Raw genomic sequence first — 16,132 nt, forward strand, 5'->3', positions numbered from 1 at the left:
TACGCGATCCGTCCGCGACCCGGGGCGGGGGACACGAGGGGGTACGGGAGCGATGGCGGAGGTGGTGCGGCAGGCGGGGGACGGCGCGGCTCCGGGCGCCGGACCGGGTGCGCTGCGGATCGGGGTCCTGGCGTACCCGGGCTGCTTCGCGTCCGAGGTGTTCGGCGTCCCCGACCTGTTGACGATGGCCGGGCATGTCGCCGGACCGGACGCGCCCGGCTACCGGGTGGCGGTCGTCTCGCCCCGCCGCCGGGTCACCGCCTCGGGCGGCGCGAGCCTGGACGTGCGTCCCTTGCGCGAGGTCGACGTCCTGGTGGTCCCCGGCTTCGAACTGCGCCCGGACGCGGACCTCGACGCCCGGCTCGCCCGGCTCGCCCCCGAGATCGCGGCGATCCGCGCGCAGGCCGCCGCCGGTACCGCCGTCGTCTCCCTCTGCGTCGGCGCGTTCCTGCTCGCCGAGGCCGGGCTCCTCGACCGGCGCCGGGCCACCACCTCCTGGCTGTACGCCGGTGAACTGGCCAGGCGCTGCCCGGACGCCGACGTGCGGCCCGAGTACCTGGTCGTCACCGACACGGGGGTGACGACCACGGCCGCCTTCAGCGCCATGTACGACTTCGCGCTGGACCTGATCCGCCGGCACGACGGCGCCCGGGTGGCCCGCACCACCGCACGGCTGGCGCTCGTCGACGACGTGCGGACCTCCCAGACCCCGTACGTCGACCAGCGCCTCCTCCCGCAGCCCGGCCGGGAGTTCTCCCAGCGGGTCATGCGGCGGCTCGACCAGAACCTCGCCGAGCGGTACGACCTCGCCGCTCTCGCGGACGCCTTCCGGGTCAGCACCCGCACGCTGCTGCGCCGCTTCGCCGAAGAGACCGGGCGCAGCCCGCTGGCCCATCTGCAGGCCTCCCGGGTCCGCCGCGCCCGCCATCTCCTGGAGACCACCGACCGAACCGTCGCCGCCGTCGCCGCGGCCGTCGGCTACCAGGACCCCGGCACCTTCGCGGCCCTCTTCGCCCGCCACACCGGCCACCGCCCCAGCTCCTACCGGGCCGCCTTCCGCCGCACGGCCCGGGCCTCCGACCCGGACGGCGGCGGCTAGGGCCTGTCGTCACATTCCCGTCTGCCTGGCGGCGCCATGCACATCAGACGCGCAGCGCACTCCTGGGCACCCCCGCCGCACGTGCGAAACGGCGGACGGCCGGGAGCGCCTGTGCTCCACGACCGTCCGCCGATCCATATGCCCTTCAACGGGAGACTCAGGAAGCCGGTGGCGGGCCCTCCGGACGGGCGGGGGGCGTCGCATCGCCGGTGACCGTGTGCGGGCCTTCCTTGTGCGCGAGGCGGTCCATCGCCTCCTTGGCCTTGCCGGTACCCGCCTGGATCCTGTCGCTGTACTTGTGCTTGGTCCGCTCGTCCACGACCTTCGCGGCCTTGTCGATGCCGTGCTGCACCTTGTCCCCGTGCTGCCGGGCGAGGTCCGACACCTTGTCCCTGGCCGGGCCGAGCTTGGCCTTCATGTTGTCCTTCAGACCCATGGTCCACCTTCCCTCGCGGGCAGTTACCTGCGGGCGCCCTCGCCGGCCTCGTTGTCGGCGGCTTCCTCGGCGGACTGCTGCTTGGGGATGCCGGAGCCGTCGGACGCGTCGTCCGCACCGGCGTCGGAGTCGGCCGCCACGTCCTCGCTCCCGTCCCCGGACGAATCCTTCGCCTCCGCCGAACCGGCCGCCTCCGTCTCCGCCGACTCCGCTTCCGCCGCCTCGGCCCCTGCCGACTCCGCGCCGGCCTCCGCCTCGGCGACCGACGCCTCCGGAGTCACCTTCGACCTGCCGAGGAGTCGTGCAAAAACGCCCATATCCACTCCATACGGTACTCGTGCGGGCGAATTCCCGCGTTACCCGGTGCGTACGGTTGCGCCGCCCGGGTCACCGCCTCCGGTGGGCCGGACGGCGGTATCTCGCCACGGGCAACGACCGGCGACCCCACCCGTCACGTAACTCGTTCGAGGCACCGCCAGGAGGTTTGCGAGACTGGTGCGGTGAGCAGTGCACCCCCCAGCCCCCGCGTCATCGCCATCGTCGGACCCACCGCGGCCGGAAAGTCCGATCTCGGCGTCTTCCTGGCCCAACAGCTCGGCGGGGAGGTCGTCAACGCCGACTCCATGCAGCTGTACCGAGGGATGGACATCGGCACCGCCAAGCTGACGCCCGAGGAGCGCGGCGGCATCCCGCACCACCTCCTGGACATCTGGGACGTGACGGTCACCGCCTCCGTCGCCGAGTACCAGAAGCTGGCCCGCGCCCGGATCGACGCACTGCTCGCCGAGGGCCGCTGGCCGATCCTGGTCGGCGGCTCCGGCCTGTACGTCCGCGGGGCCGTGGACAACCTGGAGTTCCCCGGCACCGACCCGGAGGTCCGGGCCCGCCTGGAGGAGGAGCTGGCCCTGCGCGGCCCCGGCGCGCTGCACGCCCGCCTGGCCGCCGCCGACCCGGAGGCCGCGCGCGCGATCCTGCCGAGCAACGGCCGTCGTATCGTCCGGGCGCTGGAGGTGATCGAGATCACCGGCCGGCCCTTCACCGCGAACCTGCCAGGTCACGACTCCGTCTACGACACCGTCCAGATCGGCGTCGACGTGGCTCGTCCGGAACTGGACGAGCGCATCGCGCGCCGCGTCGACCGGATGTGGGAGGCGGGCCTCGTGGACGAGGTGCGGGCACTGGAGGCGCAGGGGCTGCGCGAGGGGCGCACGGCGTCGCGTGCGCTGGGTTACCAGCAGGTCCTCGCGGCGCTCGCCGGGGAGTGCACCGAAATGGAAGCGCTGGCCGAGACCGTCCGTGCTACCAAGCGCTTCGCGCGCCGCCAGGATTCATGGTTCAGGCGCGATCCGCGGGTGCACTGGCTGAGCGGGGCCGTGGCGGATCGCGGGGAACTTCCGCAGCAGGCCCTGGCGTTGGTCGAACGACCGGTTACAGCCTGATCACGTCATGGCATCGGGATGCGCCGCCGGTCATCGCGGCCTTCGGGGCCGTGCCATCATCGAGCTTCGATCGACCAAGTGGAGCCTAGTTGGGAGGGCGCGTGGCGATGGAGGCCGGCCCTCGCGACACCGCACAGAGTGCCGAGCACGTCACCACCGAGGGTGACGAACCGGACCCGGCCGAGGGCCGTGCGACCGGAGACTGCCCGGGTGGGAACCGACGGACCGAAGGCCGTCCGGGCGGAGACCTCCTCGGTGGTCCGGAGCGGTCGGCCGGAGACCGGCGCGCCGAGGACGCCCTCGTCGAAGCCCGGCTGACGGACGACGGCCCCGACGAGACGCCGGACGGTGTGACCGACGACGGGCCGGAGCCCGAGGAGATGTACCCGGGCGGTCCGGAGGTCGAGGTCGAGCTGCGCCCGCAGCGCCGGCTGCGCCTCTGGCAGCTCGCCCCCATCGTGGGTCTGTCCGCCGTCGGCTCCCTGATGTTCGCCTTCCCGCTCGCCTTCGACTTCGGTGACAGCGGCGCCGTCATCGCCATGCTCGGCCTGCTGATCTGCTCCTGCGCCGCCGGCTGGGCCATGATGGCCGCCCGCAGGGTGGGCTACACCTGGCCCGGCCTGCCCGCACGGGGCTCCGACCGCCGCCCCGACTGGCGGGTCGTACTCGGGTACGTCCTCCTGGTGGCCGTGGTGGTGCTGCTCGCCGTCTGGCGAGTGGCACGGTTGCGCTGAACCTCCTTCGGCCGACCCGGGCGGAGTGAACCCGTACGATCGAGGAATGAGCACACGGATCGCCTTCCTCAAGGGCCACGGCACCGAGAACGACTTCGTGATCGTCCCGGACCCGGAGAACGCCCTCGACCTGAGCCCGGCCGCCGTCGCCGCCCTGTGCGACCGCCGAGCCGGCATCGGAGGCGACGGGGTGCTGCACGTGGTGCGCTCGGCCGCGCACCCGGAGGCCAGGTCGATGGCGGCCGAGGCCGAGTGGTTCATGGACTACCGCAACGGCGACGGTTCGGTCGCCGAGATGTGCGGCAACGGAGTCCGTGTGTTCGCGCGCTACCTCCAGCACGCCGGACATGTGCGCGAAGGTGATCTCACGATCGCCACGCGCGCGGGTGTGAAGACCGTGCACCTCGCGAAGGACGGTGACGTCACCGTCGGCATGGGCAGTGCCCGCCTGCCGGAGGGCGACGTCACGGTGAGCGTCGGCGCGCACAGCTGGCCCGCGCGCAACGTGAACATGGGCAACCCGCACGCGGTCGCCTTCGTCGACGACCTCGCGCACGCCGGCAACCTGTACGACCCGCCGCCGTTCAGCCCGGCCGACGCCTACCCCGAAGGGGTCAACGTCGAGTTCGTCGTCGACCGGGGCCCCCGCCACGTCGCCATGCGGGTGCACGAGCGCGGCTCCGGTGAGACCCGCTCGTGCGGCACGGGCGCCTGCGCCGTCGCCGTGGCCGCCGCCCGGCGCGACGGCGCCGACCCGGCCGTCACCGGCACCCCGGCGACGTACACCGTCGACCTGCCCGGCGGTCGCCTGGTCATCACCGAGCGGCCCGACGGCCAGATCGAGATGACCGGACCCGCCGTGATCGTCGCCAAGGGTGAGATCGACGGCGAATGGCTGGAAAACGCTCTTCGCTGACCCGGCGGAACCACGCGGAAGACGCTTGCCGACTCCCGGATCAGCGGTTTCCCGCGACCGGCGGTGCTCCCAACGGCGGGCGTTTCGAGGGCAGATGGCGCAAACCCTAAACCTCCTTTCCATCGCTCGAATGGGTGATCCGTTTCACGCTCGCCGAGAGGCGGTCGGTCGCACGTGGTGGGCTCGGTAGCATCAAGCACCGGCACGGACGGGGGAACGTCGCCATCCCTGAGCCGCGTACGCCCTGGGGCCCCCGTCCGCCGGTCCACGAGCCGGAGGTGCCCATGAGTGCGGAGGCCACGAACCCTGCGACCCCTGGCCCGGTAACGCCCACAGCATCCGCGGCGGCCACCGCCCCCGCGATGCCCCGGGCGGACCGCAGGAAGTCCCGGCCACGGCTCGATCTGCGAAGGCTGGGCCGGGCCGCGCTGCTCGGGCCCGCCGTCCGCGGCAAGCTGCCCGACGCCATCGGCCATGTCGTGGAGGCGCACCGCGCCCATCACCCCGACGCGGACCTTGACCCGCTGCGCCGCGCCTACGTCCTCGCGGAGTCCTCGCACCGCGGCCAGATGCGCAAGAGCGGCGAACCGTACATCACCCACCCGCTCGCCGTGACCCTGATCCTCGCGGAACTCGGCGCCGAGACCACGACCTTGACGGCCTCGCTGCTCCACGACACTGTCGAGGACACCGACGTGACGCTGGATCAGGTGCGGGAACAGTTCGGCGAGGAGGTTCGTTATCTCGTCGACGGCGTCACGAAACTGGAGAAGGTCGACTACGGAGCGGCCGCCGAGCCCGAGACCTTCCGCAAGATGCTCGTCGCCACCGGCAGCGACGTGCGCGTGATGTCGATCAAGCTCGCCGACCGCCTGCACAACATGCGCACCCTCGGCGTGATGCGCCCCGAGAAGCAGGCGCGGATCGCCAAGGTCACCCGCGACGTCCTCATCCCGCTCGCCGAACGCCTCGGCGTGCAGGCCCTGAAGACGGAGATGGAGGACCTGGTCTTCGCCATCCTGCACCCCGAGGAGTACGAGCACACACGGGAGCTGATCGCCGGGAACGCCGCCCGCCCGGACGATCCGCTGGCCGAGGTCGCCGACGAGATGCGCGGGGTGCTGCGCGAGGCCGGCCTCCAGGCCGAAGTCCTCATCCGCCCCCGGCACTTCGTCTCCGTCCACCGTGTGGCCCGCAAACGCGGACAGCTGCGCGGCACCGACTTCGGCCGCCTGCTGGTGCTGGTGGCGGAGGACGCGGACTGTTACGGCGTCCTCGGCGAACTGCACACCTGTATGACGCCGGTCGTCTCGGAGTTCAAGGACTTCATCGCCGTACCGAAGTTCAACCTGTACCAGTCGCTGCACACCGCCGTCGCCCGCCAGGACGGCCAGGTCGTCGAAGTCCTCATCCGTACCCACCAGATGCACAAGGTCGCCGAGGCCGGCGTCGTCGCCCTCGGCAACCCGTACGCCCCCGCCTCCGACGCTCCCGCCTCCGAGGTCCCCGCCGAAGGCGAGCGCGCCGACCCCACCCGCCCCGGCTGGCTCTCCCGCCTCCTCGACTGGCAGCGGGCGGCGCCCGATCCCGACACCTTCTGGTCCACGCTGCGCGAGGACCTCGCCCAGGACCGCGAGATCACCGTCTTCCGCCCCGACGGAGGCACGCTCGGCCTGCCCGAGGGCGCCACCTGCGTGGACGCCGCCTACGCCCAGTACGGCGAGGACGCGCACGCCTGCATCGGCGCCCGTGTCAACGGCCGCCTGGCCACCCTCAGCACCGTCCTGCGGGACGGCGACACCGTCCAGCTCCTCATGGGCCAGGACCCGGCCTCCGAGCCCTCCCGCGAATGGCTGGAGCACGCCCACACCCCGGCCGCCCGCATCGCCATCCAGCGCTGGCTGGCGACGCATCCCGGCGGCGGCAACGGGACGGACGAGACGACCGGCGCACGCGCCGAACCCGCCGAGGACGCCGCCGCGCCTCACCCCGCGCACGCCGCCGCCCCCGCCGACGGCACCGCCCCGCCCCGCCCTGCCGCCACTCCCGCCAACGACACCATCCCGTTTCGTCCCGGGGGAGCCCCGGCGTCCCGCCCCCGGCGCGCCGACGTGCTCGCGGACCGGCCCGGGGCCGCCGTGCGGCTCGCCGGGTGCTGCACGCCCGTGCCCCCGGACGAGATCACCGGCTTCGCGGTCCGCGGGGGAGTGGTGACCGTGCACCGGCTGGAGTGCGCTGCCGTGGCGCACATGAAGGGCCGGGGGCGCACGGAGATCGACGTGCGCTGGGGGGCCACCACCGAGTGCCGGGTCACGCTGGTCGCTGAATCGTTCGGCCGCCCCCATCTGCTCGCCGACCTGACCGAGGCGATCGCTTCGGCGGGCGTCGACATCGTCTCCGCCACCGTCGAACCGCCCAGCCAGCAGCGGGTACGGCACACCTACACCCTCCAGCTCCCCGACGCGGCCCGCCTGCCCGCCCTGATGCGCGCCATGCGGGACGTCCCCGGCGTCTACGACGTGGCCCGCGCCCAGCACCAGGCCCCCACCCCCTGACGGACGCCGGAGCGTGACGAACGGACGCCGGGCGTGACGCGGGTGCCCGGTACGGCCGTCACAGGACCCGTTCGGGTGGGTCGGGCGCGCGTCGCCGTCGTAGCGCCGGAGCGCACTGGTAGCGGTGGTGCATGCCGCTCACCCCACGCTTCAACCGCCGCGCCCGCTCCCGGGCGCGAACTCAGCCCCCTGTCTCCCGGCACCGCAAGGCCGCCCTGCTCGCCTCCGCCGTCTCCGTCTGTCTCCTCGCCGCCGGGACCCCGGCCAAGCCCCTCGGCGTCGGCGACCGGCTCTACCCGTACCTGGGCAACCCGGGCTACGACGTGACGTCGTACGACCTGTCGCTCACCTATCCCGGCACCAACGACAAGCCGCTCCAGGCCGTCACCACCATCGACGCCTGGACCACCGACGACCTGGACCGGATCAACCTCGACTTCGCGCACGGCACCGTGCGGTCCGTCGAGGTCGACGGACATCCCGCGGGCTTCACCAGCGCGGGCGAGGACCTGGTCGTCACCCCGGACCACCCCCTCGCCGAGGGCAGCTGGACCAGGATCACGGTGAAGCACACCAGCGATCCCGCCGCGGCCAAGGACCAGGACGGAGGCTGGGTGCGCACCTCCGACGGCCTCGCCATGGCCAACCAGGCCGACGCCGCCCACCTGGTCTTCCCGTGCAACGACCACCCGTCCGACAAGGCGATGTTCACCTTCCACGTCACCGCCCCGAACGGCTACACCGTCGTCGCCAACGGTCTGCCCGCCGGTGTGCACCGGGCCGGCCGCACGACCACCTGGACCTACCGCACCCGCCATCCCATGGCCACCGAGCTGGCCCAGGTGTCCATCGGCCGGTCCGCCGTGCTGCACCGCGAGGGGCCGCACGGACTGCCGGTCCGCGACGTCGTGCCCAGCGCCGACGCCAAGGCCCTCGAACCCTGGCTCGCCAAGACGCCCGACCAGATCGCCTGGCTCGAGGGCAAGGTCGGCCCGTACCCGTTCGAGACCTATGGCGTGCTCATGGCGCAGGCGTCCACCGGCTTCGAACTCGAGACCCAGACCCTGTCGCTCTTCGAGAAGAACCTGTTCACCGAGTCCTCCCTGCCCCAGTGGTACAAGGAGGCGATCATGGTGCACGAGTTGTCCCACCAGTGGTTCGGCGACAGCGTCAGCCCCCGCACCTGGTCCGACGTCTGGCTGAACGAGGGGCACGCCACCTGGTACGAGGCGCTGTACGCCGAGGAGACCGCGCACCGGTCGCTGGCGAACCGCATGAAGGCCGCGTACGCCGCCTCCGACGGCTGGCGCGCGGCCGGCGGCCCGCCCGGCCTGCCCAAGCCGCCCGACCCCGGCCAGAAGATCGGCATTTTCCGGCCCAACATCTACGACGGCGCGGCACTCGTCCTCTACGCCCTGCGGCAGGAGATCGGCCGGTCGGCCTTCGAGCGGCTGGAGCGGGAATGGGCCCGCGCGCACCGGGACTCGACGGCCACCACCGACGACTTCGTCCGGCTGGCCGCGACGGTCTCCGGCCGCGACCTGAGCGGCTTCTTCAAGGGCTGGCTGTACGGCGAGAAGACCCCGCCGATGCCCGGCCACCCGGACTGGAAGGCGTCGGACCCGGCCAAGTCGGGCAAGCCGGCCAGGAAGGCGTCGGGCCCGGCCAAGGCGCCGAAGGCGCACGGGAAGGCATCGGGGCAGGCCAGAGCACCGCAGCCGCACCGGAACCCCTCGGGACCGGTCGGGTCGCCGAAGCCGGCCGAGCCGAGGACCAGGCGATAACACGGTGACGAGACGTGCCGCCTCGTGCGACCATCGTCAGGTCGGCGCGAGACGGGACACGGGAATCTCCCGGGGTACTCGTGCGTTGACCCAAGCAGCGGTCCCGCGGGGGCCGCCGTACCGACGCCGTAACGGCATCCCATCGACGTAAGGATCCAATGACCTCCTCTTCTTCCCCTTCCCAGGACGCCAAGCGCCTCGCGCACGCCTATCCCGAGGGCCTTCGGGCCGATGCCCTGATGGAAGAGGACGTCGCCTGGAGCTACGAGATCGACGGCGAGCGGGACGGAGACCAGTTCGACCGTTCCGAGCGCGCGGCCCTGCGCCGCGTGGTCGGCCTGTCCACCGAGCTGGAGGACGTCACCGAGGTCGAGTACCGACAGCTCCGCCTGGAGCGGGTCGTGCTCGTCGGGGTGTGGACCACGGGCACCGCCCAGGACGCCGACAACTCCCTCGCGGAGCTGGCCGCCCTCGCGGAGACCGCGGGCGCGCTCGTGCTCGACGGCGTCATCCAGCGCCGCGACAAGCCCGACGCGGCCACGTACATCGGCTCCGGCAAGGCCTTGGAGCTGCGGGACATCGTCCTCGAAACGGGCGCGGACACGGTCGTCTGCGACGGTGAGCTGAGCCCGGGCCAGCTGATCCAGCTGGAGGACGTCGTCAAGGTCAAGGTCATCGACCGTACGGCCCTGATCCTGGACATCTTCGCCCAGCACGCCAAGTCCCGGGAGGGCAAGGCGCAGGTCGCGCTCGCGCAGATGCAGTACATGCTGCCGAGGCTGCGAGGCTGGGGTCAGTCGCTGTCCCGGCAGATGGGTGGCGGTCGCGGCGGCCTCGCCACGCGTGGCCCCGGTGAGACCAAGATCGAGACGGACCGGCGACGGATCCGCGAGAAGATGGCGAAGATGCGCCGGGAGATCGCGGAGATGAAGACCGGCCGCGAGATCAAGCGCCAGGAGCGCCGGCGCAACAAGGTACCGTCCGTCGCCATCGCGGGCTACACCAACGCCGGCAAGTCCTCCCTGCTCAACCGCCTCACGGGCGCCGGCGTCCTGGTCGAGAACGCCCTGTTCGCGACCCTGGACCCGACCGTCCGCCGGGCGGAGACCCCGAGCGGCCGGCTGTACACGCTGGCGGACACCGTCGGCTTCGTCCGGCACCTGCCGCACCACCTGGTCGAGGCGTTCCGCTCCACCATGGAGGAGGTCGGCGACTCCGACCTCATCCTGCACGTGGTGGACGGCTCGCACCCGGACCCGGAGGAGCAGCTCGCCGCCGTGCGCGAGGTGATCCGGGACGTCGGCGCCACCGACGTCCCCGAGATCGTCGTGATCAACAAGGCGGACGCGGCCGACCCGCTGGTCCTGCAGCGGCTGCTCAGGGTCGAGAAGCGCTCGATCGCCGTCTCGGCCCGCACCGGCCAGGGCATCGACGAACTGCTCGCCCTGATCGACAACGATCTGCCGCGCCCGTCGGTCGAGATCGAGGCGCTCGTGCCGTACACGCACGGCAAGCTCGTCGCCCGCGCCCACACCGAGGGCGAGGTGATCTCCGAGGAGCACACCGCGGAGGGCACCCTGCTCAAGGTCCGGGTCCACGAGGAACTGGCGGCGGACCTGGCACCGTACGCACCGGTCTCGGCGGCCTGACCCACGGCTGGACGAAAGGCCCGCTCCCTGTTCCCAGGGGGCGGGCCTTTCCGCGCCGTCAGGGGCGCGGGGCCGTATCAACAGGCGGCTCCGCAGCGTGGGCGCGGACGCTCCCCGGCCTTACCGGCCGGCGAACTTCTTGCTCACCGACTCGTACACACCCTTGGCCACGGAGCCCAGCCGAGGACCGGCGAGCCAACCCGAGGTCACCGGGCCGATGGACGTATTGGACACCAGGGCCGGCTTACCGTCGGAACCGGTCTCCACCCAGCCGCCGCCGGAGGAGCCGGCGGTCATCGTGCAGCCGATGCGGTACATCGTCGGGTCCGCCTGGGCGAGGGACAGCCGGCCCGGCTTGTCCGCGCACTGGTAGAGCAGCTGGCCGTCGAACGGAGCCGCCTCCGGGTAGCCGGACGCGGTGATGCTCTTCACCTTCGGCACCGCCGGAGCGTTGAAGTTCACCGGCAGCGCCCCGCCGACCGTCTCCTCCAGCGACTTGCCGCCGTTGCCCTGCTCCGGCGTCACATGGATCACCGCGTAGTCGTAGGAGGCACCGTTGCCGCCGGTCTCACCGCCCTGGTCGATCCACTGCTGCGAGGTCTTCGCCGCATCCGCCCACCAGACGCCGTACGGGGCGATCTCCGACCTGCTGGCGTTCTGCAGCTGGGCGACGGACTTGCCGGAGTTGTTGTACGACGGCACGAAGGCCATGTTGCGGTACCAGCCGCCGTTCTTGCCGGCGTGCACACAGTGACCCGCCGTCCAGACGAGGTTCGACTTGCCCGGGTGCGCGGGATCCTCCACGACGGTTCCCGAGCACACCATGTGACCCTCGGGGGAGTCGAAGAACACCTTGCCGGAGGTGGCCGCGTTGGTGTGGTAAGGCGGCGCCACCGCCCGGGCCTTCACGGGCTGCGGGGTCGGGTCCGTCACTCCCTGGTCACCGGAGATGTCGTTGTCGTTGACCCCCTTGTTGGGGTCGTTGGCGTGACGCATCCGGTCCGGGTCCCACAGGCCCTTGATGATCGGGTTGATGAAGTCGTTGGCCTCGCGCAGCCAGTCCTGCTTGTTCCAGTTCTGCCAGGCGCCGTGCTTCCACTTGTCGATGTCGATCCCGTGCTCCTTGAGCCTCTTCTTGAGGTCGTCCGGGATCTTGATCTTTCCGTCGCCGATGCCGGCCGCGGTCGCGGAGGCGGTCGGGGTGCCGCCGGCGTTGTCGTCGCCGTTGCAGGCGGTGGCGGTCAGCGCCAGCGTCGAGGCGAGCGCGACCGCCGCCAGTGCGGGGGAGGTGCGGCGGGGGCCCCTTCCTCGCCGAACGGTGAACGACGGCCGTATGGATCGCATGCTTGTGACTCCCCCTGTGATGAAGGTGTGTGGCGCTTCGGACGCGACACCGGCCCTGAACTCGCGGGGAGTTCACGCCGGTCCCACGACCGTCTGGGAACGGCATCACACACTATGCGCTCGCTGTGGGGGAGTTCCGACGGAACGGCAACGGTTCGGCTACAAGCCGTCTGACCTGGCCAATCATCCGGAGATCTACCGATTTGACATCCAGTCACCGCTATCGCCCCGCGAAACGCCGGCCCCATCCACCCGTCGAGCCCTCCCGCGCCGCGCACGACACGTGCCACCTCCCCGTCCTGCCAAGGATCTTGAGTGAACCCGTAACCCGTCGAACGGTCCGGGGTTGTAGCGGTGGGGGGCCAGCTGCCTTGCACCCGGTCCCCGCGGATCAACACGCTCTGAACAGCGGGGAGGACAGCGCGCCGTGGCCGTAACGGAGTCGATGGCTGGAGGCTTGCACGGGGAAACGCGTGCAGCGCACGAGGGGATCCTCAGACGCCAGTCGGCGCGTGAGTCCTCCGCCCGCACCTACGCCCGGGCCCTGCCCATCGTGCCGGTCCGGGCGCGAGGACTCACCATCGAGGGAGCCGACGGCCGCCGCTATCTGGACTGCCTCTCCGGCGCCGGGACACTCGCCCTCGGCCACAACCATCCGGTCGTGCTGGAAGCCATCCGCAGGGTCCTCGACTCCGGTGCTCCTCTCTCCGTCCTCGATCTGGCGACCCCCGTCAAGGACGCCTTCATCACCGAACTCTTCCGCACCCTCCCGCCCGGCCTCGCCGACCGTGCCCGGGTCCAGTTCTGCGGACCGGCCGGTACCGATGCCGTGGAGGCCGCCCTCAAACTGGTCCGGGCGGCGACCGGCCGCACCGGCATCCTCGCCTTCACCGGGGCCTACCACGGCATGACCGCCGGCGCCCTGGCCGCCTCCGGCGGCGCCCGTGACATCCAGGTCGCCCGCCTGCCCTACCCGCAGGACTACCGCTGCCCCTTCGGCGTCGGCGGACCGCGCGGCGCCGAACTCGCCGCCCGCTGGACCGAGTCCCTCCTCGACGATCCCAAGTCCGGCGTGCCCCTGCCCGCGGGGATGATCCTCGAACCCGTCCAGGGCGAGGGCGGGATGATTCCCGGGCCGGACGACTGGCTGCGCCGCATGCGGCAGCTCACGGCCGACCGGTCCATCCCGCTGATCGCCGACGAGATCCAGACCGGCGTCGGCAGGACCGGCGCCTTCTGGGCCGTCGAACACAGCGGCATCAGCCCCGACGTCATGGTCCTGTCCAAGGCCATCGGCGGCAGCCTGCCGCTGGCCGTGATCGTCTACCGCGACGATCTGGACGTCTGGCCACCCGGCGCCCACGCGGGGACCTTCCGAGGCAACCAACTCGCCATGGCCGCGGGCACCGCGACCCTCATCCATGTCCGCGAGAACGGCCTCGCCGAACGCGCCGCCGCCCTCGGCTCCCGCATGCTGGACCGACTCGGGGAACTCACCGGCACGTTCGCGTGCGTAGGGGAGGTGCGGGGGCGCGGGCTGATGATCGGGGTCGAAATGGTCGACCCGGAAGGCACCGGAGCCGGGCCCGACGACCACCGTCCCGTGCCCGCCGGACCTGAGCCCGTCCGCACACCGCGTCGGGCCGCGCCCGAACTCGCCGCGGCCGTTCAGCGGGAGTGTCTCCAGCGAGGCCTGATCGTCGAACTCGGCGGCCGGCACTCGGCCGTGGTCCGGCTGCTTCCACCGCTCACGATCAGCGACGAACAGGCGGAAGCTGTACTGGACCGCCTGACCGACGCGGTGGCGGCGGTGGCCCGCACCCACGAGGAACACGGCCCACACGGCAGCCGAGACCACGACTCCGCCCAGCACGCGGGCTGAGAGCCGCACCGACACCGCCCAGCCGTCGGGCGGCCACCAGCCCTCGCCACCGTTCCCTTCCTCACCCCGACTTCCCCCCTGTACAGAGGCTCCGGTCTGTAAAGAGATTCCGGCCGAAAGCGGCCTCCCCTGACCCACCCGCAGCCCTCTCGTTCACGCCCGCTCCCCGTGCCGGCTCGCTCCTCCCACGCGGCCCACGCAACCGTCGACGCCTCCGAGGACCACGCCGGCCACGCGGGATCGGCGACCGAGCGGCAGCACGAGCCCCGCACCACCCAGCCAACGAGGAGCTGTCATGAACGCCACCCCCACTCCCGACGGCAGCTCCGGTGCTCCCGACGAACAGGGAGACCCCGGCATCCCGGCCTCTCATGTGCCGCTCGCCGAGTCGGTTCCCCAGCAGAAGAGGCGCACCGTGGATCTCACCCGAGTGACCGAGCCCGGCGCCGACCTGCTGGAGGACCCCGACCCGCGCATCGCGGCCCAGGCCGCCGCCGTGGACAACCTGTTGCGGTGCTGGGTACGGGAGACCAACCTCACGGCACCCCACAGCGGCACGCTCTGCCTTCCGCTGCCGGCCAGCGGCACCTCCCTGCTCGTGCCGGTCCGCTACTGGTCGCCGACGGGCTCGCACCGCTTCGGCCCACCGCGCCTGATCGGCGTCCCCGCGGCCGCCCCCGCGGTCGACGCCGTCACCTTGGCGGCGCTGCTCGCCCGGGAGACGGCCGGCGACACGGGCCGTACCCCTCCCACCCAGGACCCCGGAGCCGCCGCCCACGCGGACGACGGCGACCTCGTGGCCAGGGTGGCGGACTCCCAGCGGCGCACCGCGACCTTCATCCGCGACCGGCGCGAGCACCCCGCGGACGTCCCCGACCTCTTCCTCTCCGCCGAGCAGGCCCTCCTCCTCGGACACCCACTGCACCCCACCCCCAAGAGCCGGGAAGGCCTGACCGAGACCGAGACCCGCCTGTACTCACCGGAGCTGCGCGGCTCCTTCCCCTTGCACTGGATGGCTGTCGCCCCCTCCCTTCTCGCCACCGACTCGGCCTGGACCGAGCGGGGCCGTCCCGTCCCGGCCGTTGACCTCATCCGGCGCCTCGCCGGGAGCGACCTCCCGGTGCCCGCGGGCTACGCCGCCCTCCCCCTGCACCCGTGGCAGGCCCGTGAGCTGTGCCACCGTGAACCCGTCGCCGCCCTGCTCGACTCCGGACTCCTGCGGGACCTCGGCCCCCTCGACACCGGCTGGCATCCCACCTCCTCCGTCCGCACGGTCCACCGATCGGGCGCCCCCGCGATGCTGAAGCTGTCGCTCGGCCTGCGCATCACCAACTCCCGCCGCGAGAACCTGCGCAAGGAACTGCACCGGGGAGTCGAGGTGCACCGGCTGCTGCGCACCGGCCTGTCCCAGCGATGGCAGGCCACACACCCGTCCTTCGACATCGTCCGCGACCCGGCCTGGCTCGCCGTCGACACCCCGGACGGACTTCCCCTGCCCGGACTCGACGTGGTGATCAGGCACAACCCGTTCGCCCCGGCCGACGACGTCGGCTGCGTCGCCGGACTCCTCTCCCTCCGGCCCCTGCCCGAACCGGACAGCAACTCCTCGTCCCACTCGACCACGTGGCCCATGCGCTCCCGACTGGCCCAGCTCGTCGAACGGCTCGCCGCACGCACCGGACGGCCCGTCCCAGCCGTTGCCGCGGAGTGGTTCCTCCGGTACCTGGAACAGGTCGTCCGTCCCGTGCTCTGGCTGGACAGCGAGGCCGGCATCGCCCTCGAGGCCCACCAGCAGAACACCCTGCTCCTGCTGGACGGCGAGGGCTGGCCCGCCGGCGGCCGGTACCGGGACAACCAGGGCTACTACTTCCGCGAGTCCCGGCGAGCCGAGCTGTCCGCCCGGCTGCCCGGTATCGGCGAGCGCAGTGACACCTTCGTCTCCGACGAGGTGACCGACGAACGCTTCGCCTACTACCTCGCCATCAACAACGTGCTGGGCCTGATCGGCGCGTTCGGCTCCCAACGCCTTGCCGACGAGCGGCTCCTCCTCGCGGCCTTCCGCCGCTTCCTCGCCCACGTCGCCACAGGGCCCACCGCACCGCGCACCTCCCTGCCCCGCCGTCTGCTCGACTCACCCGTCCTGCGCTGCAAGGCCAACCTGCTGACCCGGCTGCACGGCCTCGACGAACTCGTCGGCCCGGTCGACACCCAGTCCGTCTACGTCACCATCGCCAACCCCCTTCACTCCTGAGCGCACCCCGCCTCCCCCGCACTTCCCGAGGAACATGCCCCAC

At 72.2% G+C, this 16,132-nt stretch carries 12 protein-coding genes; 9 read left to right on the plus strand and 3 right to left on the minus strand.

The features are described 5' to 3' along the window. Positions 1–52 precede the first annotated feature (52 nt). A complete protein-coding gene (locus ACWC94_RS21475; protein ID WP_450798408.1) occupies positions 53–1,099 on the plus strand; it encodes a GlxA family transcriptional regulator in 1,047 nt (348 codons plus the stop codon). 157 nt (positions 1,100–1,256) lie between these two features. Here the strand turns inward: ACWC94_RS21475 and ACWC94_RS21480 are convergent, their stop codons facing one another. Beyond that, positions 1,257–1,535: an antitoxin gene (locus ACWC94_RS21480; RefSeq protein ID WP_450798409.1), complete on the minus strand. Its 279-nt coding sequence runs from the start codon at positions 1,533–1,535 to the stop codon at positions 1,257–1,259. Positions 1,536–1,558: 23 nt separating this feature from the next. Beyond that, positions 1,559–1,852: a hypothetical protein gene (locus tag ACWC94_RS21485; RefSeq protein WP_450798410.1), complete on the minus strand. Its 294-nt coding sequence runs from the start codon at positions 1,850–1,852 to the stop codon at positions 1,559–1,561. Positions 1,853–2,035: 183 nt separating this feature from the next. On the opposite strand from ACWC94_RS21485, the gene miaA reads away from it, so the two are divergent. The 6 genes from miaA (at position 2,036) to hflX (ending at position 10,612) form a co-directional block, all read left to right on the plus strand. Next, a complete protein-coding gene (miaA, locus tag ACWC94_RS21490) occupies positions 2,036–2,974 on the plus strand; it encodes a tRNA (adenosine(37)-N6)-dimethylallyltransferase MiaA (RefSeq protein ID WP_450798411.1) in 939 nt (312 codons plus the stop codon). 107 nt (positions 2,975–3,081) lie between these two features. Next, a complete protein-coding gene (locus ACWC94_RS21495) occupies positions 3,082–3,708 on the plus strand; it encodes a hypothetical protein (RefSeq protein ID WP_450798551.1) in 627 nt (208 codons plus the stop codon). A gap of 46 nt (positions 3,709–3,754) precedes the next feature. Further along, entirely contained in the window at positions 3,755–4,624 is an 870-nt protein-coding gene (dapF, locus tag ACWC94_RS21500; RefSeq protein ID WP_450798412.1) for a diaminopimelate epimerase, read from the plus strand. A gap of 284 nt (positions 4,625–4,908) precedes the next feature. Further along, positions 4,909–7,179, plus strand: coding sequence for a RelA/SpoT family protein (locus ACWC94_RS21505; protein WP_450798413.1), 2,271 nt, complete (start codon positions 4,909–4,911; stop codon positions 7,177–7,179). 131 nt (positions 7,180–7,310) lie between these two features. Beyond that, entirely contained in the window at positions 7,311–8,963 is a 1,653-nt protein-coding gene (locus tag ACWC94_RS21510; protein ID WP_450798415.1) for a M1 family metallopeptidase, read from the plus strand. Positions 8,964–9,121: 158 nt separating this feature from the next. Beyond that, the gene (gene hflX, locus ACWC94_RS21515; protein ID WP_450798417.1) at positions 9,122–10,612 is read left to right on the plus strand and encodes a GTPase HflX; all 1,491 of its coding nucleotides are present in this window, start codon (positions 9,122–9,124) and stop codon (positions 10,610–10,612) included. A gap of 120 nt (positions 10,613–10,732) precedes the next feature. Here the strand turns inward: hflX and ACWC94_RS21520 are convergent, their stop codons facing one another. Next, positions 10,733–11,956: a trypsin-like serine peptidase gene (locus ACWC94_RS21520; RefSeq protein WP_450798418.1), complete on the minus strand. Its 1,224-nt coding sequence runs from the start codon at positions 11,954–11,956 to the stop codon at positions 10,733–10,735. Positions 11,957–12,401: 445 nt separating this feature from the next. Between ACWC94_RS21520 and ACWC94_RS21525 the strand changes: the two genes are divergently transcribed. Next, a complete protein-coding gene (locus tag ACWC94_RS21525; protein WP_450798419.1) occupies positions 12,402–13,838 on the plus strand; it encodes a diaminobutyrate--2-oxoglutarate transaminase family protein in 1,437 nt (478 codons plus the stop codon). Positions 13,839–14,133: 295 nt separating this feature from the next. Further along, the gene (locus ACWC94_RS21530; protein ID WP_450798421.1) at positions 14,134–16,089 is read left to right on the plus strand and encodes an IucA/IucC family protein; all 1,956 of its coding nucleotides are present in this window, start codon (positions 14,134–14,136) and stop codon (positions 16,087–16,089) included. Positions 16,090–16,132: the final 43 nt, after the last annotated feature.

The organism is Streptomyces sp. NPDC001135 (genome assembly GCF_053598395.1).